Source organism: Agrobacterium sp. Azo12, from assembly GCF_029193765.2.
In the GTDB taxonomy this organism is placed as follows: domain Bacteria; phylum Pseudomonadota; class Alphaproteobacteria; order Rhizobiales; family Rhizobiaceae; genus Agrobacterium.
In genome coordinates, this window is record NZ_JARFYO020000002.1 from 1,024,401 (window position 1) to 1,043,874 (window position 19,474).

The window sequence follows — 19,474 nt, forward strand, 5'->3', positions numbered from 1 at the left end:
ACCGACCTATTCATAAAAAAGATGGTTGAACCTGGCGCCGAACAATGACGGCTTGGGCGAAAACCCGTTTGCCAATCGCAGCCAATATACCGGCACATTTGCCGACGCCACCACATCATCAATCGATATGAAGGAAGACGCCATGCCGCAACTTTCACGCCGTGCATTTGCCAGTGCCTTGCCTCTTGGCCTCGTTGGAGGAAGTCTCCTCAGCGGGGGATTGGTTAGTGCTTCATCTGTGCAAGCCGCGACGCAGGCAGTCGACAAAACTCCTGTTGCAATAACCCCATTCGCACAGATACGGATCGGTCGCTTCACTGTTACAGCGCTGACGGATGGATATGCCGACATGCCCTATGACTACTTCCCGGGACGATCAGCCCCGGAGGTCGAGAAGGCGGCAAGCGCACAATTTACCGCCAGGCCAAGTGGCGTACGTTTCCTGTTCAATCAATATCTCGTCGAAGATGGTGAGCGCCGCATCCTGATTGACGCCGGTGCGGCAGGCTCTATCGGCCAGACAGGAAAACTGCCACAAGCACTCGCCAACTATGGTCTTCGACCCGATCAGATCGACGCAATCATCGTGACGCATATGCACCAGGATCATATGGGCGGGTTGGTACTGGCAGGCAAGAACAACTACCCTGACGCCGAACTCTTTATAGATCGTCGCGACGTTACCCACTGGACCGACCCAGCCAAGAAAAACGGTGCTCCTGATTTTCTGCAGCCAAGTTTCAACATGGCAGAAGAAGTGGTGCGGCTATATCCGAAACTCCAGGCAATAGATGGAGAGCGCGAGATCACACCGGGCGTTTCGATTGTTGACCTGACCGGCCACACGCCGGGCCACATCGGCGTGCGGATCGAAGATGGCGGCAGGAGCCTGATCATGGTTTCAGACATGATTTTCCCGGTTGTACATCCCGCCGCTACCGATGTGTTCTTCCTGTTTGAGCAGGACCGTGTCGCAGCAAAAGCCATGCGCGATCGTTTCTTTCCGCTTGCGGCATCGGAGGGTGCGCTTATCGCCGCCACCCACATGCCTTTTCCCGGTCTCGGTCGCGTCGTGGCTGATCGTGGGGAGATGCGGTGGGAGGTAGCAGACTGGGCCTTGCAGGAGTAATCTTTGTTTTAGGGGCCTCGGAGGACACAAAGTTCCTAACAAGAGGCGTTGCCAAAAGACATATCCATGCACGCATCGTGTTAAATCGATGCGTGCATGGCCGAACAAGGAGATCAGGCATGCCATATCATTTCCTTGAGGTGGCCGTGACACCGAGTGTCAGGGCAGTTCAAGCTGACATGGGCGCGGATCAGATATGGCTGGGATCTCATGACCGTCCTTCAGATACCCTGACAGACGCCGAAATCGCTTTCATCACGACACGCGACAGCTTCTATATGGCATCCGTCTCCGAAACGGGCTGGCCGTACGTTCAGCATCGAGGAGGCAAAGCCGGTTTCCTAAAGGTCGTCGACCAGCAGACCATGGCCTTCGCAGACTATCGCGGAAATCGCCAGTACATCAGTGCCGGCAATTTTGCAGCCAATGATCGCACCTGCCTGTTTCTAATGGACTATGTCCGGAGAGCCCGGCTCAAAATCTATGCCTATGTGGAACAAGTGGAGCTGGATGCGGACCAGCAGCTCGCAAAGTTTGTTTCCGATTCGGATTACAGGGGCAGGGCAGAGCGTATCTTCAAGCTGCGACTTGAGGCCTTTGATTGGAACTGCCCGCAGCACATCACCCCGCGCTACACCGAGCACGAGGTCGGACAAGCAATCGCTCCACTTCGCGACCGACTGCAGCAACTGGAAGCGGAGAACGCCGCCTTGCGGGCACGTCTGGAGGACCTTTGAGATGAGCGACGCTGAACGACCACCTAATCCTCCGTTTACATCAGAAAGTGCGGCCCAGAAAGTCAGGTTGGCTGAAGACGGTTGGAACAGCAGAGACCCTGTCAGGGTCTCACTGGCTTATACCGTTGACTGCCGGTGGCGGAACCGTGCCGAGTTTGTGACTGGCCGGGATGCAATACAGACGTTTTTAGCGACGAAGTGGCGGAGAGAGCTTGATTATAGATTGATCAAGGAACTCTGGGCTTTCGACAATAATCGGATCGCAGTTAGATTTGCTTACGAGTGGCATGACGACAGTGGCAACTGGTTCCGATCATTCGGCAACGAGAACTGGGAGTTCGATGATCGTGGCTTGATGCGAAAACGCTACGCCAGCATCAATGACCTGCCGATCAGCATCCAGAACCGCAGCTTTCACTGGCCACTCGGCCGAAGACCCGATGACCATCCCAGTCTCAGTGAACTTGGCTTTTAATCGAAGTACCCTGCTAACGCTCATATGACCCCAATCGTTACGGCTTAAGGAGCCTGTCTTGAATTTTCAGTCTTCAAAAAGCTTTGTCCCAACGGCTGAAGAGGCTATCGAGGCCGCGGCCTTCTTGAGCCTGCACAAGCTCTCACCGAACAGTTTCCGTGCCAGGGAAGTTTTTGACTGCATCACCATCAACGGCGGATGCGCAATCTCTCTGCCAAATGCCCCTGCAATAGGTCTCAATCGTATTCTCGGCTTGGGTACGGTCAATGATCTGGATAAGGCATATGACTGGATGCAGGGCAGGGCCGGCAACAGGTATCTGCAATTGAACCTTGAAGCCGTTGCGGATGATGTGAGAAGCTGGGTGAGCACAAAGGGACTTCATGAACATGGTCCCGGCTGGTCGAAGCTTACCCTAGACGCGTCATTACACAGCATCGATATGCCAGTTCGTGTCAGCACCCGAACGGTGCGCGCCGCCGAAGCTCCGCAGTTCGGATCAATGATGTGTAGCGGGTTCAGCTTTCCACCGACTTTGTCGGCCTTTTGGTCGGCCATCGTCGGGAAAGAAGGATGGTTGTGTTTTTTTGCCCTGGACGGTGAAACGCCTGTCGGCACCGGCGCCATCTATGTGTCAGGTTCATATGCATGGTTGGGCGGAGGTACGACAGTGCCTGAGTTTCGAAATCGCGGCGCTCAAAAGGCGCTCATCGCCGCTCGCATTAACGAGGGCATCGCGAATGGCGTGTCTACATTCGTGGTTGAAACAGAGGCGCCATCAATAGGCAGACCCAACATTTCCTACGAAAACCTGAGAAAAATTGGATTTCGGCGCGCATACGACCGTAAGAATTTCAAGCTGTAGTTCCGGGCTGACCGTCCTGATAGAACACATCAGTCTTGAAGCACAACGACAAAGACACATTCAGGCCACGATAGAAGACGGTGTGAGTCTATTGCCAGCTGTTGCTTGTGCGTAAAGCCCAATTTGCCTGACTAAGGCGTGGTGAACCATTTGCCGCTGCGCTTCCCGCAACTGGCCGGTTCTGCGCATCCGGGCGTGCTGCAGGCAATGGAACGCGTGCTCCGCTCTGAAGGCTGACCTGACGAAGACCACCAGAATTATAGGAGGAATTCTGCGGAACTGCGTGATCGGTCGCAAAAGTCTCTTCGATGCCTGAACGTATAATTTCTTCGGTAATGACCGGCGCCGCCGATGGATTCGGTGATGCAGAAGCGACCTGCACAGCATCAGCGGACGCAGTGTTTTCCAATGGTGTAACAGCCTGTGTCTGGGTCGGTGTCGCCGATGCGCTGGCCACGTCCGTCCCTGTCGCGGCTGCAACTGACGCTTCTGCAATGATCGATGAAGATAGGGCAGGATTCTGCTCTGGATCATTGGACGAGTAAGCGAGTATGTAGCTGTTGGCAGGCTTGGGCGCTACGGTTTGCAGATTGCCGTCTTCGTCGCGTTTTTCGTAGAATACATTACCGCCGGCTGCGGCAACGTAATGCATGTTGTTGTAGGGGAAAGTGTACCCCTCGGTATGGAAGAACATGGCGTTCTTCACGTCAGGATGGCGGGCGCCCTTCAGAACAGCATCTGCAGCAATGTTGAGGCTGGGTGCGGTCGACTCATCCATTTTGCGTGTCATGACACCAGGTGCAAACTGATTCTTCTGGCTGACAACGCCACAAATGCTTTCAGGATAGATGCCGGAAGTGAGCCGGTTCATGATGACGCTACCGACAGCAAGGAACCCGTTTTCGCTTGATCGTTTTGACTCGAAGTACATCGCGCGCTTCAAACACTCACGATCTTTGTTCGTATAGCTGTAAACCGTCTTTTGAGGCTCAACTGGCAGCTTGGTCGACTGGTGACTGGTGTCCACAGAAACGGTCTGTGCGCTCGTGCATGCAGAAAGCAGCATTGCTGTCGAAAGGCATAAAGCTGCCCTGCTAACAGCCGTCTGTAACTTTATCATCGTGCCGCCCAAAAATTTCAGAATATACACGTGGTAGGAATAACATACCTAAAAGCTAAAACTTTATCAATGCCCTACCAGAAACTCAAAAATATCTGAAATTCCATTCCCTTAAGAGGCTTGCCCTACATATTAAGATCGAACCGCGTCATCATGCTCCAGCTATTTGATGAGTCTATAGATGAGCGGAACTACACTGTCGTAACCCCACTATTGCTGCCCAAACGTGGTCTAGCGTTTTGGAGAGGTATGACACGCCTGAAGATGCAAAACCACGAATTACGCTGGCCTTTTACCTCACATGGTAGGCTGCCTTGCTTGCGGGGTAGGCGTGTGGCTGGCCATCCTGCAAGATGAAGCCCTTGCGCGACATGCAACGGCGTATTTCGGCAGAACCGTAGTCTCCACCGTAAAAACCAACCCTTTGATGTCTGTAATATCCCTCATAGCTGCAGTGGTCGAGAGCGGCGCGATAGGCGGCCTCAAGCACCGGATCACCCGCCACGGGAACCGCGCCGTAGAGATGCCAGTTGTTGTGCGCCTGCGCCGCTGCTGCCGAAAAGCCAACACCCAATACCACGCTCAAAACAAGCTTCAGTTTCATCTGATGTCTCCAAAGGAATTATCGCCAAGCAGAACGGCAATTTCGACTTATTTGTTCCACCGTTTGTAGCGCTCCAGCATTCTTTGCGCAGGAGCACCAACCAATGCCTTGTTATCAAAACAGGTCGATGACAGCTGTTTGCGGTTTTATTTGCCTCAAATAGCGCCAAAACCTACAATCATATGCGGTGAATGCAGCTGGGAGCTGCGTGGCTTTTTGCCATAGTTACAGTCGGGAGTTTTCATGATCACCACCAAACGCGTTCTTCCAGCCCTTTTTTTCGCACTTGTTTCAACCACAGCCTTTGCTGCCGTCAATGGACCCGTTAAGTCAGTGACGCTGTCGTCCGGGGGGCTTGCGGAAATTGTCCGGTCCGCTGAGGTGAGGCAGGATTCTGAAATCACCATAGAAGTACCGCTCGACCAGATCGATGATGTTCTCAAAAGCCTCGTGGTTCGGGACAAGGAGGGCAGGGTCAAGAACCTGTCGCTGGCTGGCCCAAACCCGCTGGAAGAGACATTCCGCACATTGCCGTTCAAGGCATCCGATCTCTCCTCCATGCCGAAGCTACTGGATGCCATCAAGGGAACGCGGGTGAAGGCGGGCGACAAACAGGGCGTTGTTCTTGGTGTCACGGCTAGTGAAAATGAAAAGACGGCAAAGAGCTGGCAACTATCACTGATGACCGATGACGGCGAAATCGCCATGGCGGCGATACCCGGCACCAAGGTTGAAATTCTCGATGCTGCCGTCAAAGACAAACTCAAGACCGCAATGGATGTGATTGCCAAGGGCAACACGGATGGCGCGCGAACCGTGACCCTGAAACTGGGTGGCGCAGCCCAAAGGGAGGTTGATATCTCCTATGTCGTGCCAGCGCCCATCTGGAAGACATCTTATCGCCTTGTCACCAGCAAGGAAGGTGAGGTGCGCCTACAGGCGTGGGCGGTTTTTGAAAATGCCTCTGGAGAGGACTGGAACAGTGTTGGCGTCACGCTGTCGTCCGGCAAGCCGGTCACTCTCAAACAGGCGCTCCATCGGCACTTCATGCGTGAGCGCATAGAGGTGCCGGTTGATACTGCCGCAGCTAGCCTGCCAGCGGGTTCGATGGCAAAACCCATGGTGGCGCGAAACAGCATGGGCGGTGCAGATTTTCTGGCATCCGCCCCCATGGCAGAGGCAATGGCTGCTGAAGCGCCGGCACCGTTTGCCATGGCAAGCGGCCAAGAGGCCAGTGCTGCCGAGCAGGATGTAACATCAACTTTCGCGCTGCAAGGCAGCTATGACATCAAGAATGGCGACACGATCTCTGTGCCGATCCTTGATCAGGGCGTGAAGGCAGAAATGGTTTCGCTTTACCGGGCCGGCATGGCCGGTGAACATCCGGTGGCTGCGGCACTGATTGAAAACAATGCCGGCATCAGCCTGCCGCCCGGCATCATGACGGTTTATGACGACAGTGTCGGTTATGTTGGGGACGCCCAAATCAATGGCCTCCCACGCGACCAGAAGCAATCGGTCAGCTTTGCCGTGGACCAGAAGGTCAATATCGGTACTACGGTGAAAACAAGCCAGAACATTGTCAGCCTGAAAGTTGTCGATGGCATGATCCACACCAAGTCCTCGACTGTTGAGGTAGCGACCTACGACATAACAGGCGCGCAAGACGGTGAGCGCATAGTCGTGGTCGAGGTTCCAAAACGCAGCGGCTGGACGTTTAGCGCTGAGGGACAGGACGAAGCGACAGCCAGTGACTACCGCATCAAAACCAGCCTGAAGGCCGGGGAAAAAAAGACGGTCGAAACCCGCTATGAGTTGGTCAATGACGAGACAGTCTCACTGATTGATGCTGACGCCTTTACGCTGGTTGCTTGGCAGGAGGCTGCCGCAGATGACGAGACAAAGGCCAAACTGATCGAACTTGCCGATGCTCGCCGCAGCCAGAATGACGCGCAATTGAAGCTGCAGGTGCTTGATGAGGATTATAGCCGCACGTCAGACGAACAGGCGAGGGTGCGTGAGAATCTGCAGGCCGTCGGCGATGGCGATACGAAAAACCGCTTCGACAAGCAGCTCAACGTGCTGGAGGACAAATTGACTGCCATCGAGGGTCAACGGATCGAACAACGCAAGGTGCTGGAAGATTTCACCGCGAAAGTTGGTGACATTATCAGGACGTTCTGAAGCGATTTACCGCAAAGTGAGTGGATGCGGCGCAAGCGCTTCATATGCATGCCTGACTAACTGGACCAGAGAGCAAGTGAGTGCCGACAGGGCGTTCGGCACAACTTGGCTCTTTAAAACCTCAGGCTCCGCGCCTGTCGACGCCAGTTGAACTGGAGCCCGCCAAAACATGGCTGGCTTCCCGACGTTGCAAGACATGGTGACTTTCGGCCAGTATCTCGCGATATCTCTGAATCTTGGTCGTTTTCATTCTGATTAGATCATCCTTCGATACGGAGGACTGATGCATCGGTAACACCGCTTCGTTCTCCAAAAGGTCCAGTAACAGGTTTCGCATCACAGCGTTTTCCTCACGGATTTTTGCAAGTTCAATAGCTTTGCCACTCGAGGCAAATTTGCTTGCGATGACCTTCTCGATATCCTTTTCGGCAACGAGGGTCTTGGCGGCGTAATAACGACAGACAAAGAATGTTGTGACCAGTGCGCAAATCGCAACGATAACGTAGAACATTTCGACCTCCAGGTTATCCTGAATGTCGATATTCACGAGGCAATTTTCAATACACGGCTGACGGCCTAATATCGATCAGCGATCTCCGAGAGGCTGCGCAGCTTGGTGATGACCGCCGTAAGCTCTCTTGATCGCGATCTGGCGGAGAAGACAAGACGGTCGTGCGACATCACCGAATAAGGCGGGTTTTAAGCTCGTTTCTCGTTAGTCTTCCTTGGGCTTCGGACGTTTAGTGTGAGTGCCATTCTTACTGATTGGAGCATGACAGGTTCCGTCTCTCCGATACTAGCAAGCCGCCTTACAAACTTAAGAAGAACAAAATGCATGCATGAACGAAACAGCACACCTCAAGACTGAAAACATCTGGCTGGATTCAAGCCACCGTTACGGATTGATCAGCCGGGCGCTGCATTGGATCATGGCGTACCTGCTGTTCTTTATTGCATGTCGCACTTGGAAATAGAATTTACCCCGGCTATATGCATTGTCAAAGCTGGATAGGGCTGCGACAGGGCCAGCCCGTTAGAGATGCGACACTGGCTCTGACGGTCAGCCCCCGACCGGACCGGCTGGGCGGGGTTGCAAGGGTAGGGAGGGGGCGGGTGATGAACTCGCTCTTCGGCTTTAGCTTCCTCAGTAGCAATTATCTCGTTGCCGGATGATAATCGTTTTGCACCTGCATCGGGCGGGTAGGGATCAAAGCGGCATGATGCTTCCGGAAATCAAGTTGCACGGTGACGTCGATGTCGCCGCGCTGTCACCACTTCTTCGCGGCATGCTGTTATCCGTCGCCTATGCTGACGGCGAAGGTGGCATAGGATTGACGGCGACCGGCGCGATGAACCGCAAGTTCGTGCATTGGGCCGCCGTGCACTTCCTCTGGCCCGACTTCACGGCCGTAGACCTCTACAGCATGAACAAAGTGCTGAACGAAAGCGACATGCCGCCGCTCTGGGTCGTGCGCGACATGACTCGTCATCTAAAACTCCTTCGCCGGAAAAAGAATGTGCTGCTGCCAACCAAACGCGGCCGGGAGTTCCTGATGAACCCGCAAGCCTTCTTCGATCTCGTCGCCACGGATTATCTCTATTCCTATGTCCATGACACCGAAAGGGAGGAGGAGGTCCAAGCTCGGTTACGTTGGTGGCGCATGCTCCTCAATCTTCTCAACATCAAGGCGAGAGAGGGCTGCACGCCATTGCAGATTGTAAAAATCCTCAAGCCAGACTTCGCCCCCCTGTCTGAGACCGAAATGACCCTGGAAGCCTGGGAGCTGAAATCCGATCTTCAGTATGGTGTCTTTCGACGCTTGTGCTGGCTGGGCCTGCTCTACGAGGCACGAGAGGGGCTCACGCTCCTCCAGGACGGATCCTTCCACAAGACGCCACTTTGGCCAGCGTGCCTGCAACTGGAGTCAGATACGCAGAGCGACATCGGCGTGCATTGAGATCGTTATTCTGCCGCCGGCTGCCTCATCAACGCTTTCTCTCGCCGTGCAATCACCGCCGGATCGTTCATGTAATCTGTCCTCGGCTTACGGCCACGCTTCTGATAGCCGTTACCCGTGCTGCCGTCCCGAATACCGAACATATGATCTTTCTGCCCGGTGCGCCGTGGTCCGCCCTTGCTGCGCTGCTGTTCTCTGCCGGTCTGCATCTCGGCAACAAGCGAAAGCATGTCATCCAGTCGCTTGTTGTCGACGACTTCAGCGCGATGCACCGAGCGCAACGTATCGAAGGTTCGATAGGGCAGGGCAAAGCTCTCATGCATGATCTCTAGCCGTCCGTCCGGATAGTCGCAGACGATCACCTTCTTACCCGCCAAAGGCGTGGAAATCTCGGTCGGATCGAGGATGAACAGCACCTTGTCATAGCGCAGCGTCAAAGCCTGCGACAGCGTGCGAACTTCCTTGCGACACATGGCGGCATCGAGGTTCTCGTGATCGGCCAATGGCCTGTGCATGTCCTTCGGATTGCGCGGCTCCTTGCCGAAACGCGCGTTGAAATCTAAAATGAACTCAGGCGCATAGGCGTTGGCTTCCTCGATCGTGTCGATGCCGCGAAGCCGCATCTCCTTGACCAGCCGGTCCTGCAGCGTCTGGTTGGCACGTTCTACGCGGCCCTTGGCCTGCGGGGTATTGGCGCAGATGATGTCAATGTTCAGCTCATAAAGCGCCCGGCCGAACTGCGTCAGGCCGCTCGTCCGGTCTTTCTTCGACGGGTGGAGTGAGCGAAAAACGCCGTGCTTGTCGCTGTAAAACGCCAGCGGTTTGCCCCATTGCTGCAAATAGGCCTTCGTCGCATGCAGATAGTCGAATGTATTCTCCGATCCGGCGAAGCGTAGATGCAGCAGCTTGCCAGTCGCGTCATCGATATAGACGAGCAGGGCGCATTTGGGGCCACGGTTCTCGAACCACCAGTGATGTGAGCCATCGATCTGCACCAGTTCGCCAAAGCAGTCACGTCGGCCGCGTGGCTGGAAAACCCGCTTCTTGCGTTCTCTGCGTGAGACCCAGATACCAGCCTCAGTCATCCATTGTCGCAGCGTCTCCTTGGCGACAGAGATATGGTGCAGCTCAATCAGCTTCTCACGCGCCAGTGTCGGACCAAAATCCAGATAGCGATCCCGGATCAGATCCAGCGCCGCATTGCGAAACTCTTCGCTATGGCGGCGGTTGCTCGGCCGCGATCGTTTCTTGGAAACAAGGCCGGCCGGACCATCCCGGTCATAGGCCTGCAGCAGCCGATGAACCTGACTTCGACTAAGACCGAGCTGTTCGGCTGCTTGGACAACGCTCAGGCGTCCATCATGGATCTTCTGGATAAGTTCGAGGCGATGCAATTCTTTCTGCGACATGGTGATCATAAAGGACATGACGACTCCGAACGCTCATGGTCTCAACCAGGCTGAAGATCGTCATCCTTGCTCCCAACGTTGGCTTTGACCAGTGCGACGAGAGGCGAGACTGTCGCATCTCTAACTGGCCCAACTGTCGCATTACTAAATAGCCCTTACATGCATAAATCGCATAACCTTGATTATGGAACTTTATTTGTCAGTTGTTTCTGTCTCTTCATGTAAAAACGGAACCAAGTATGGCCCAAACCGGGCTTTCGTGGCCCAAAACTGAACGTAGCGTGGCCCAGCCACTCATTGCGGTCGAAAAAACGATCTTTTTAGTAGTATGCTACCGTCCACAAGGCTCGGCATCGTGATGTACACTTCGCCCGTCGCAATCACCAGGCTCGTAGTTAATCGTCACTCCATAACCCTAAACATTCTGTCAGATTATCAAAACCGCGTCGCCTCTGATGCGGGTTCATTCGTACGGTTCGTACGGCTACATTTTTGACGATCAGCTTGAACGCTTGGTCGTTGCTGAGGTTATGAACGAGGATCACAAAATGAAGTTTGACGCTATGACCAAGTATGGCAGAAAAGCTGTTCCTTGTTTTCAAGGTCCAAAAAGCTTCGTGTTTATGCAAACATACGGGTTCGAACTCTCAAGAAGCGTCTAGTGTATCAATGCCCACCTTCGGGTGGACCTTTATCCACCCGAAAATCGAAGTTTATTCGTTTATGTATTGCTTTGGTATTAAATAAATGGATTTTTAGCCCCACTCTTTGCGTACAAAAGCGTCAATATCCTTGCCTCGGGCTAGAATATCTTCCTCCGTCCAAGCTGATTTCGCCACGATATTTTTTCCGACAAGCGTTGTAATAGTCAAACCACTGATGAGATAGCGTTCAGCTTTTTCAACTGGAGGCTTGTCTTTCAATGAGGAATTGACTCCTGGTGGCAGCATAGTGAGATTGCCAAGGTGGTGTATGTACGAAGCACCACTACTCTGAGGCTCAATGTGCTCGATTGACTTCGACGGTTCTTCAGCCCAGATTTTATTCCACTGCGACTTGTTTAACTTCTGTCCATTGGCTTCTGCGAGATGCTCTTCATAACGGAACAATATGTAACGGAGAGGTTCCGCCCAACCTTCGTAGGAATTATTCCAGTAACTAGGTTGATTAAGCTTCTCAGCAAGGCTGTAATCGCTCCCTAGTTTAAAAAGTCGCTTTTCAATTTCGTCAGCATCAAGATTGGCCGAAAATATCGCGTATCCAAGGCGAATATATTCTCCGACCTTGTGGCGCGTGTCAGCTTCAGCTAACACGAAAATTCTAAATGTCACCCTTTCCCATGCTCCCAGAAGCCTTTCACGAGTTGTAGAGTCAAAGCGGCGGAGCAATATCGCAGTAGCAACGAACCGTGCGTGGGCTATTTTCGTGACGGTCCTGAGGCGGACGTTTTCGTCAAGCTCTTTGATTGCTCCCACGACTAACTTGAGCCGTTCCCCAGACTCCATTATCGTATTCAGTTTAGTGCCAGCTAGTTGTGTTAAGATTACCGCTGCATCCTCTTGCGATGAAACACGATTTGGTTGCGTCTTTTGCGCCCACGTTCCTGCAAACTTCAACGCGTCGTCGCCCAGCTTGCTATCCAGACCAAGCGTGCGGTAAATATCACCCCATACTCTTTGCATCTCCTTGACGGCTTCAGAGCGTGATCCTTCTTCAATATGCTCGAAAAGAAGCGCCATTAACTGGCTTTTTAGTTTGTCTATCCATTTCACTTCAAGTCCGCGACTGTTGAGGACTTCAAATACACGGTAAACAGTCGCTTCGTCTGCAAGCTCGTGGTATACGAATGAGAGTTGGTTTCGAATTATGCTAACTAATTCGATAAGATCACATTGAACCTTCCAGTCCTCAACAAACTTTTCACACTCGATTGCCGCGTCTAGAACGTTCCGGTCCGCTGCAGTCCGTGACTCATTTTCCGCAATATCACCTGTCAAAATGTATCGCGTAAAGACACTGCTGCTGTCGTGGTTTGTCTGAAGGAGCAAAAGGGTTCGATCATCATCTTTGACCAGTAGCTCAGAGATGTCACGATGTGCCTTGCTACCAGGAACAAGACTTTTCTCAATTGCCTTGAGAAGAATTACAAGAGTTGTGATCCGTTGTTGGCCATCGACAATCTCGACGGCCGTGTACTTTTCCGCACCGATGACTCGTGCGTCGCGTGCTAAAGCAACCACTGTCGCCATAAAGTGTTCGCGTCCGGACCGATGTATGTCCAGAATATCCCCGAATAGATCAGCTCGCTGACGGCTACCCCAAGCATACGCTCGTTGATATTCAGGTATCCTGAATAAGCGACCAGAAAATAGCGTTGCAGATGTTAGATGCATCGGACTGAGTTGCACGAAGTCTCTCCAAATTTAAAAGAACGTTGCTAGTGGCTGCCGATGTAACCCAAATGGATTTCAAATTAGTTGCAAATTGTTTTTATAGGGCTCTCTCAGGTTGTTATTCACCTCTTGTCCCTGCCCTCGTTGACGACTTTGTCGGCTGTCCCGTTGAGCGACTCCTGATGATGGCTGCTGTATCTTGGTTGCCAAGGATACGCGACGAACCGGGGTAATCGTTCGTGGCACTAAGGACTAGGTCCATGGATTGTCGGCTGTCAGGTCCCCGGTCGATGATGTCACCAAGGAAAATGAAGGTCTGCTTGGTGCTGACTGTAGCAGCGTCCTTCTTAATCGGTTAGATGAGCTTTTCACGCAGATCGGCGTGACCGTGAACATCGCCGACGGCATATCGGAGTGACCGCTAACCGTCAATTTGTCGATCAAGACGTGGACGTGTTTCGACGTAGCAATTACCTTTGAAGCGCCACCTACCCTTCAAGGAAATGCTCGTTAGTTAGTCGGTCCAAATCGACGGCCGAGTTCTTTTAGGTCATTTTAAATTCAGCTCTTTCCTTGCTGCCTGAAGATCAATCTTCGCATTGTAACCGTGCTTTTCCATTAGATGCAGGAGATGAGAACCAGAGAATAGGCTGATTGGCTTTCCCGCCGCAAATTGATGAGCGTCCGGACCGTAATCGGCCGTGGAGATCAGTATTCCTCTCGACGCCCCCTCATGTTGAACCGTGCCAAAGAGATCGCGAACTGCGGAAACCCCAACCGTGCGCGTGTAACGTTTAGCCTGAATAACGATTTTGCCGCCTGTGATTGGGTCTGGGTCGAACGCCACCGCATCAACTCCACCATCGCTACTGGCTTGGGTGATTTTTACATCCCCTCCTCGCGAGGCGAATTCTTTTTCGAAGAGTTCACGAATGAGATGTTCGAAGTCGCTCCAGTCCATCGACGCGAGATTCGTCGCAGTATCGATGGCCGAAATTACTTCCCTGGCATCAACAAATCTTTTGTCCTGCTTGTTCATCTCCATTACCGGGGCGATAGGAGCAAGTGCGGCAAGTGAGGACGCCGAGACACCCTTCAACGATTTGAAACACGATTTGGGATCGACGCGCGATAGATCGATTTCTAGGAATTCAGTCTTTCTTGCGAGCAAGGACATGATGCAACTACGTGTGTTTTTGCCGTTCGCCGGGTTGATTGCAGTCGAGAAACCATTGAACAAAACGGCATCGAGATTTCCGGATTCGTCAGCCTCAAACAGCTCGTGCAAGGTTCGAAGGACAATCTGGTAGCACGCCAAGTCGAAATTGCTCCTTTGCTCCTTATCAGAAATGTACGTTTCCTTCACCTCGCCCGTCGAAGCGGTGAAACGAACACTTTTCAGCGTCGGCATGACATTTGGTGATGGCAAATCATACTCTACCAAAAGAAGCTTAGGATTAGCTTGATAGTCGATCTCGTAAGACTTTTCGAAAAGCCCCTCGTAATCTGAAGCATCGAGCACTAAACTGGCATGCTCGATCACGGAGCGAACGTCGCCAGTTTTAACGCTCAGTGCGAGTTCGTCGATGCTAGAATTTTGCGCAAGCTGTTCGGCAAGGAACGCAGCTTTCGCAGTTTCATATTCCAGCTTAAAATTAGACTTCCGATTGTTCCACTGCGTTAAAGCTTCCTGATGACGTCGCAGATTATCACCTTGAATCTTCTCCCACTCATGTACTTTAAGCTCGTAATGACGTCTGGCATCTTCCAGTTTGGCCGCTCTCTTCCCGAAAAGCCCCTCCCAGAAGCCAATCACTGGTTCCATGTATATTGGTTTAGCTGTTGTAACTTGTTTAGGAGCAAGCTCGGGAAAGTTCGCATTTCCGTGATAAGGCAACTTATCCTTAAGGGTTTCCCAATCTACCCGGTCGTCGACCGTAAGCGTTTTAACGAGGATTTTGCGAAGCGATTCGAGCTTTGAGACGGCTTCAATAGTAAGGGCGTCGCAGGCCTCTTTGCTGGCTGCAAGCCTCGATTTGTGAAAATGATCATCCGCCATTTTGTCCCAGCGGATTAGCAACTCCTGTACTTTAATTTCCAGAAGGTAAATCTCTGGTGCACTAACCTGCTTATGAAGACCAAGATCATTTTGCCAGAAGTCGATCATATAGCGGAGTATTCTGGTATTTGCGGCGTTCCACTTCGCTTCGATCTCTCCCGACTTTATCGACGAAAGGTAGCGAGAGCTGAACTTTATCTTGGCCATAAACATTACACCTTTACAATCCAACCGCTAAAACAACTGTTTCAGCAACTGGATTCCCCGACTCAATTAGGTGGATATCCCAGTTACTTATCTCGCGTACTTTGGCTGATACCAACATCCGCGTCGAGTAGCGTAGGTTGAAAAATAGATCGCGCTATTCGAGTAGCATGATAATCAGCTTAGGATCGGCACTTGGCTTTGTGGCACAGAATTGCGTCGTGAGGGCTTGCGTTAAATTGCCCTAGCAATTGGAATGAGCGTCTGCGCACGAGCGCGTTCTAACGCACATAAAACCCGTGCAACCGGCCATACCAACGTGGCCATCATCCCTGATGTGTCGGCGCGACGGGAAAATATACACTTACGAAACGAGAGCGGATTTTCGCCGTAAAACAACGATATCCGTCGAGCATGGCGTTCCTCACTAGCGAAAAATAAAGCGATGACCATTTTTTCGATCAATCTTCTTCAAGGAATACCGTACTCATCGAGATAGCAGGCACGCCTAAATGCTATTCGCACCACAAGATTGGCAATTTATCCAGCTTCAAACTCTTCCGTGTTGCTGGAGCAATTGTTGTAAGGCCACGAACCGAGGATCACGTCCAAGGTCCGGCATTACAGCTATTATTTTTTTAAGGCTGTTGTCTATTGAGCTAAGTGAGAAATTAACCTCCCGGTTAACAACCAGATCGAGAAAATTTAGAGCCTGGACAGGGAAGCGTGTTGCAGTATTATTTTCATCCAAGAGTTGAAGAGCATAATCCGCTTGTTCCGTTCTTTGAAGCCAGTCTTTCAGATAATCCACGGCTTCAGGAAACTTGTCACCAGTTGAGACAATTAGCCTAGCAAAAGCAGCTGAAATCATGGGTGTTAATAGAGCCTGCGACTTTGGCCAGACATATCTAAAGTAAGGTTTGGCACGGTTTTCCCAAAATTCCTCGATTTTCCCACCTGAACTGTCCAAGCCATCAGTCACTGTCTGGATTGCTTGAACAAGCCCTGCTTCGGGAAGTGTGCCCGTCGCCAAAGAAAACTCGGATTTCAGAAAACCTTCCACGGAATCCAAAGCTGCGAAAGTAAGTAGCCCGGCGTACTGATCCGAAAGTTCCCCAAGGGCATCGTAATGTGTCGCCGTGTGTAAAAACTCATCCTTCAGTTTTCTAATCAGTGGTAGAAATAACCTAGGAGACCAAAGGAACCCCGACCAGGCGATCTTCGCTTCGTACGCTGACAAGTTCCAATCGAAGAGCGGTAGTAAGTTCGCCGTCGTCCATTCCTGATCTACTCGATAAAGTGAAATGGCATTCGCACAAAGCAATAGCCGACCATTTGCGAAGGCTGGAATTTCTGAGTCGCACAGTGCCGTCAGCAAAGGCTCGATATCTTCGTCGAGCCCCTGCCCGTCATCCAAGTCCCGCGAATACCAGAGTTTGATCAAACCCTCGGTCAACTCGCCGATAGGATTATTCAAAGCGTCAGAAAGAGGTGAATCGCTAGGGGCTTCCTGAGTATTCCTATTATGGTCGAGAAGACGTCCGGTAAGTTGTAGGAACGCAGTACGATGCACAGCTGCAAATTTCCCGCAGGTCTGAAGCCAATTGCTAAGGCCCCTGTTAATGTCTGAAAGGACATTGGACGGGACATCGATAATTCTAGGGCCTACGCATCGCCATGAACGAGCTGCAAGGTCATCGCCTGACCAAGCTTGTAACGCCTGCCGCCAACGCGCAGTGACCCAATCACCTCCTTGGGCAAGCTCTAAAAGGGCGAGTGAAGTTCTTGGGAAATCTCGGCGGCATCGCTCCAAGAAGTCATCGCTATCGTGAAAATCAGCAGCTCCACGATGGTTTTTGAGCCATTCTTTCAGCTCTCTGCGACTTACTGGCGCGGCTTCAAAGGCCTGCTCAAAGTTTCCAGCATCCATATAGATCGGGAACTGATCTCTCTCACGAACCTCTCCCCACTGTGGGTATTTTCCCCGAATTGATTCGAGCCTTGCTTGCGTCTGGCCATTAATTCGCCCTCCCGATTGCTGATACAAGGCCAGTATCCGCCAAGTTTCCCGCTCATTTCGCCGTTCCCTCCGATCCGCATCGCCCTCATCCCACGGCTGGTGGGGGCGATTGAGAACAGATGCGCTGAACTGATCGGCTTGCTGTTGGTCTAGAACAGGAGCAATTGCAGCGACGAGCTGCAGTACCTCTCGTTGAGTTTCTATTGACCAGAGCCACCTTCCGTTGTCGTCAAGCAGTACGTCAACGGCTTGCTGCGGTCCGAATAGGTCGAGATTGGTTGCCAGCGCGAAAAATCGTAGTCGTCGAAATATGACGTGTTCAAACTCGCCCCATCGATCAAACTCTCGAATAGCTCGGGAGGGAAAGTTAGTAACGTTGGAAAGCCATGCATCACGCACAAAATCAATAAGCGCCGTCCAGTCTCTGAAGGCTCGGTTTTGTTTGTGGTCCGCGATAGAAGGGCGATGGAAATAGGTTCGGTCCACCTTCCCTTTTCCACCATCGACCAAAAAGGCCATATCCATCGCGTCAAGCAGCAGGTCTGTCGCATCAGTAAGGAGCAATGGCAGCGCGTCCTTCCAAGCCTGTGTCTTGAACAAATCCCGCAGAGCATATGCGGTGTGGGCTCCTGAAAAAGTAAGCTCCCAGTCAATGCTGCCGTTGCCCTGAACGCCGTCCTCCTCGTCGGATAGCCTGTATCCTTCCGAGATTTTCAAAAGAGTGGTCAGGTGTTCCCTCAGCCTTGAGCGTAGGAGTGGCGTAAGTCGCCCCTCCTTTTTCAGCTCCTTGCTCCAAGTGTAGAGATCGGAAGGATCGTTTGGATGATAGAGCCGTCCCGCAAGCACCACTTGCCAGTAGACCCTCATACTTGGAGACGTGATAACGCCATCTTCTAACGCCTCTCCGATAAGAAACCGGAGATGATCAGAGATCGCTCCGCCTTGCTTCGAAAGCCATATCAGAGATCGCGGATCGTCTGCGTGCTTGGAAAACCACCTCGCGATATGCCGCATCACTTGGTCAGAGCTATCCCAGGAAGCTCGCCGATGCACCAGCCGCATCCAAGGTGCCTTGTCATAAGATGACGGTCGCTCGATCAGGCTAAACTTAAGCGTCTTGTCTTCTTCCATGGTCGGCGTAACCTGGAAACGGATGAGGTCCCTGTGGTTGAAGTAAGGCATCTCGAACTCCTGCAGCCACTCAAACGGTGCTATGGGTTCAAGATCGGCAAACGCCTTTGCTGGTAATCCGCTCTTATCACTTAGCGCCCAAAGCATTCGTCCAACGAAGTTGTCCTGTCTCGTGCTGCCTTGGGGCCGCGAGCGACCATGTCTGGAGACGATCCCCTCCTTCCCTCTCACTCCATCTCGGTAGCTATCGGCCCATGCTCTAAGCGTCTTATGAAGTAATGAATGGTCTTTGCTACTATTATTGTACAGAATTGGCCGGACATTTTTGGCTTTCCATTCTTCAGCTGCTTCTGTTTCTCTGCCTAGAGCGTGCCCGCCGAAAGCGTACGCATCCGGTGACTTCTCACCTAACAACCGGTCAGCAGCCAACGCGTCCATCATATATCGAAGAACAGGGTCATCTATACTGTACCCTACGAAACACAAAGTGTAGCCACGTAGAAGCTCACTAACGAACCGAGAAGCCCAACGCTCTGTCAAATAAGCCAAACCGAAATCACCGCTGGAAACAACCAGACGCTCCAAGTCACTGGCGGTTGAACTTTCAGCTAAGAGGCCATGAAGATAAACTATACCATCCCATTTCTGTTTCTTCGGCACAGGAAGAAGTGGAGCGCAATACGACGGATAATCGACGTTCAATCGCTTCATCGCCTCAATGAAGAGACGGTCGAAATTCGTTGTGATGAGCCTGACGCGGTCGTCGGCAGTTTTGCTTAACGATAGGAGCGCCTCGTGGGTCGCAAGTGCATTTCGCTTTGACAAATTTGGAGTTAAAATTTCCGCGATTGCGCTTCGAACCCGCTGACGATGTCCAACAATGCGGTTCTCTAATAGGCCGATTGCCATGTCATACGAATGATTTGTAAGTGCCGACTGCTCAACCGGTGATGGTGCCTCACCAATCTCCTTGTAAATTAGGCTAACGAGACCGCTGAACCCAGGCAGGTCGGCTGGATAAGATATACCAGCACCGCAGAAAAATACGACTTGCCCATCTTCATGTGCCTGAAGCAACTCTTCCGGAACGTTAGGACCTTTCGCTACAAATTGCACCGCAACTGCCTTTCGAAAATCGATTGTTTATTAAAATTGATACTATACTGATTGAGCCGACCCAAGGGTG

The 19,474-nt window shown here is 52.0% G+C and carries 13 protein-coding genes; 6 read left to right on the top strand and 7 right to left on the bottom strand.

What is annotated here, in order from left to right:
* Nucleotides 1–142: 142 nt before the first annotated feature.
* The 4 genes from PYL13_RS21095 (at nt 143) to PYL13_RS21110 (ending at nt 3,206) form a co-directional block, all read left to right on the top strand.
* Complete coding sequence (locus PYL13_RS21095) at nt 143–1,129, top strand: MBL fold metallo-hydrolase (protein WP_275642555.1); 987 nt, start codon at nt 143–145, stop codon at nt 1,127–1,129.
* 119 nt (nt 1,130–1,248) lie between these two features.
* Nucleotides 1,249–1,866, top strand: a complete 618-nt coding sequence (locus PYL13_RS21100) for a pyridoxamine 5'-phosphate oxidase family protein (RefSeq protein WP_275642222.1) — start codon at nt 1,249–1,251, stop codon at nt 1,864–1,866.
* 1 nt (nt 1,867) lies between these two features.
* Nucleotides 1,868–2,341 carry a nuclear transport factor 2 family protein gene (locus tag PYL13_RS21105; protein WP_259147028.1) on the top strand — a complete coding sequence of 158 codons (474 nt, stop codon included), beginning with the start codon at nt 1,868–1,870 and terminating at the stop codon, nt 2,339–2,341.
* A gap of 124 nt (nt 2,342–2,465) precedes the next feature.
* The gene (locus PYL13_RS21110) at nt 2,466–3,206 is read left to right on the top strand and encodes a GNAT family N-acetyltransferase (RefSeq protein WP_275642223.1); all 741 of its coding nucleotides are present in this window, start codon (nt 2,466–2,468) and stop codon (nt 3,204–3,206) included.
* Nucleotides 3,207–3,294: 88 nt separating this feature from the next.
* On the opposite strand, the gene PYL13_RS27080 is transcribed toward PYL13_RS21110, so the two are convergent.
* Both PYL13_RS27080 and PYL13_RS21120 read right to left on the bottom strand, forming a co-directional pair.
* Complete coding sequence (locus PYL13_RS27080; RefSeq protein WP_371815313.1) at nt 3,295–4,077, bottom strand: cell wall hydrolase; 783 nt, start codon at nt 4,075–4,077, stop codon at nt 3,295–3,297.
* A 541-nt stretch (nt 4,078–4,618) separates the two neighbouring features.
* The gene (locus tag PYL13_RS21120; protein ID WP_275642224.1) at nt 4,619–4,930 is read right to left on the bottom strand and encodes a hypothetical protein; all 312 of its coding nucleotides are present in this window, start codon (nt 4,928–4,930) and stop codon (nt 4,619–4,621) included.
* A gap of 243 nt (nt 4,931–5,173) precedes the next feature.
* Here PYL13_RS21120 and PYL13_RS21125 point away from each other — a divergent pair, with 243 nt between their 5' ends.
* Entirely contained in the window at nt 5,174–7,114 is a 1,941-nt protein-coding gene (locus tag PYL13_RS21125; protein WP_275642225.1) for a DUF4139 domain-containing protein, read from the top strand.
* Nucleotides 7,115–7,235: 121 nt separating this feature from the next.
* Here the strand turns inward: PYL13_RS21125 and PYL13_RS21130 are convergent, their stop codons facing one another.
* On the bottom strand, nt 7,236–7,625 hold the full coding sequence (locus tag PYL13_RS21130) for a hypothetical protein (protein WP_285200999.1): 390 nt from the start codon (nt 7,623–7,625) through the stop codon (nt 7,236–7,238).
* Nucleotides 7,626–8,334: 709 nt separating this feature from the next.
* Here PYL13_RS21130 and PYL13_RS21135 point away from each other — a divergent pair.
* Nucleotides 8,335–9,072 carry a hypothetical protein gene (locus PYL13_RS21135; protein ID WP_250985362.1) on the top strand — a complete coding sequence of 246 codons (738 nt, stop codon included), beginning with the start codon at nt 8,335–8,337 and terminating at the stop codon, nt 9,070–9,072.
* A 5-nt stretch (nt 9,073–9,077) separates the two neighbouring features.
* Here the strand turns inward: PYL13_RS21135 and PYL13_RS21140 are convergent, their stop codons facing one another.
* From PYL13_RS21140 to dsr1, 4 genes are all read right to left on the bottom strand, one after another.
* Nucleotides 9,078–10,499 carry an ISNCY family transposase gene (locus PYL13_RS21140; RefSeq protein WP_250985346.1) on the bottom strand — a complete coding sequence of 474 codons (1,422 nt, stop codon included), beginning with the start codon at nt 10,497–10,499 and terminating at the stop codon, nt 9,078–9,080.
* 737 nt (nt 10,500–11,236) lie between these two features.
* Entirely contained in the window at nt 11,237–12,874 is a 1,638-nt protein-coding gene (locus PYL13_RS21145; RefSeq protein ID WP_275642556.1) for a DUF262 domain-containing protein, read from the bottom strand.
* A 550-nt stretch (nt 12,875–13,424) separates the two neighbouring features.
* On the bottom strand, nt 13,425–15,140 hold the full coding sequence (locus PYL13_RS21150) for a restriction endonuclease (protein WP_275642226.1): 1,716 nt from the start codon (nt 15,138–15,140) through the stop codon (nt 13,425–13,427).
* A 547-nt stretch (nt 15,141–15,687) separates the two neighbouring features.
* A complete protein-coding gene (gene dsr1, locus PYL13_RS21155; protein WP_275642227.1) occupies nt 15,688–19,404 on the bottom strand; it encodes an anti-phage defense-associated sirtuin Dsr1 in 3,717 nt (1,238 codons plus the stop codon).
* Between the last annotated feature and the right edge of the window lie 70 nt (nt 19,405–19,474).

Coding starts and splice junctions, on each gene's coding strand:
- PYL13_RS21095 (WP_275642555.1), top strand. CDS start 143: ATGCCGCAACTTTCACGCCGTGCATTTGCCAGTGCCTTGCCTCTTGGC.
- PYL13_RS21100 (WP_275642222.1), top strand. CDS start 1,249: ATGCCATATCATTTCCTTGAGGTGGCCGTGACACCGAGTGTCAGGGCA.
- PYL13_RS21105 (WP_259147028.1), top strand. CDS start 1,868: ATGAGCGACGCTGAACGACCACCTAATCCTCCGTTTACATCAGAAAGT.
- PYL13_RS27080 (WP_371815313.1), bottom strand. CDS start 4,077: ATGAACCGGCTCACTTCCGGCATCTATCCTGAAAGCATTTGTGGCGTT.
- PYL13_RS21120 (WP_275642224.1), bottom strand. CDS start 4,930: ATGAAACTGAAGCTTGTTTTGAGCGTGGTATTGGGTGTTGGCTTTTCG.
- PYL13_RS21125 (WP_275642225.1), top strand. CDS start 5,174: ATGATCACCACCAAACGCGTTCTTCCAGCCCTTTTTTTCGCACTTGTT.
- PYL13_RS21130 (WP_285200999.1), bottom strand. CDS start 7,625: ATGTTCTACGTTATCGTTGCGATTTGCGCACTGGTCACAACATTCTTT.
- PYL13_RS21135 (WP_250985362.1), top strand. CDS start 8,335: ATGCTTCCGGAAATCAAGTTGCACGGTGACGTCGATGTCGCCGCGCTG.
- PYL13_RS21140 (WP_250985346.1), bottom strand. CDS start 10,499: ATGTCCTTTATGATCACCATGTCGCAGAAAGAATTGCATCGCCTCGAA.
- PYL13_RS21145 (WP_275642556.1), bottom strand. CDS start 12,874: ATGCATCTAACATCTGCAACGCTATTTTCTGGTCGCTTATTCAGGATA.
- PYL13_RS21150 (WP_275642226.1), bottom strand. CDS start 15,140: ATGGCCAAGATAAAGTTCAGCTCTCGCTACCTTTCGTCGATAAAGTCG.